6 tRNA genes and 1 rRNA gene are annotated in these 761 nt (G+C 51.4%); all 7 read left to right on the top strand.

Annotated elements, in window-relative coordinates:
* Nucleotides 1–88, top strand: a 5S ribosomal RNA gene (rrf, locus tag KNP95_RS15960); the annotation flags it as partial.
* A gap of 11 nt (nucleotides 89–99) precedes the next feature.
* Nucleotides 100–175 (top strand) — tRNA-Val (locus tag KNP95_RS15955).
* A gap of 8 nt (nucleotides 176–183) precedes the next feature.
* Nucleotides 184–259, top strand: a tRNA-Thr gene (locus tag KNP95_RS15950).
* A gap of 35 nt (nucleotides 260–294) precedes the next feature.
* Nucleotides 295–381: transfer RNA gene (locus tag KNP95_RS15945), tRNA-Leu, on the top strand.
* Nucleotides 382–412: 31 nt separating this feature from the next.
* A tRNA-Arg gene (locus tag KNP95_RS15940) sits at nucleotides 413–489 on the top strand.
* Between the two features lie 7 nt (nucleotides 490–496).
* A tRNA-Pro gene (locus KNP95_RS15935) sits at nucleotides 497–573 on the top strand.
* 11 nt (nucleotides 574–584) lie between these two features.
* A tRNA-Ala gene (locus KNP95_RS15930) sits at nucleotides 585–660 on the top strand.
* The last annotated feature ends 101 nt before the right edge of the window (nucleotides 661–761 follow it).

Here is a 761-nt window from a genome sequence, read left to right as displayed (position 1 = left end):
CCGTTCCCATGCCGAACACGGAAGTTAAGCGCTTCAGCGCCGAAAGTAGTTGGGGGTCTCCCCCTGTGAGGATAGGACGCTGCCAGGCATTACATATTTGGAGGATTAGCTCAGCTGGGAGAGCACCTGCCTTACAAGCAGGGGGTCGGCGGTTCGATCCCGTCATCCTCCACCATTACACCTGCCGGTGTAGCTCAGTTGGTAGAGCATCTGACTTGTAATCAGAGGGTCGAGGGTTCGAATCCTTTCGCCGGCACCATTTTTAAAAATAGTCTACCGCATGAATTATACCTTGCCGGGGTGGCGGAATTGGTAGACGCACAGGACTTAAAATCCTGCGAGGGTTTCCTCGTGCCGGTTCAAGTCCGGCCCTCGGTACCATCTTAATATCCCATGAAAGTTCATTCGTCTCGCACCCTTAGCTCAGCTGGATAGAGCGTTAGACTACGAATCTAAAGGCCGGGAGTTCGAATCTCTCAGGGTGCACCATCTATTTCGGGAAGTAGCTCAGCTTGGTAGAGCACTTGGTTTGGGACCAAGGGGTCGCAGGTTCGAATCCTGTCTTCCCGACCATCATAACTTTTGGGGCCTTAGCTCAGCTGGGAGAGCGCCTGCCTTGCACGCAGGAGGTCAGCGGTTCGATCCCGCTAGGCTCCACCAATTCTTTAAACCGACGAACTTTGAAAACTGAACGATGAGGCAAAAAAAGTTTTACAATTTTTGAATGAAGCGCAAGCTTCGTCATTTTTAAAGAGCTATAT

This window comes from Exiguobacterium sp. s36 (assembly GCF_018618345.1).
GTDB classification, from domain to species: Bacteria; Bacillota; Bacilli; order Exiguobacteriales; family Exiguobacteriaceae; genus Exiguobacterium; species Exiguobacterium chiriqhucha.
This window is presented reverse-complemented; position numbering and strand designations above follow the sequence as displayed.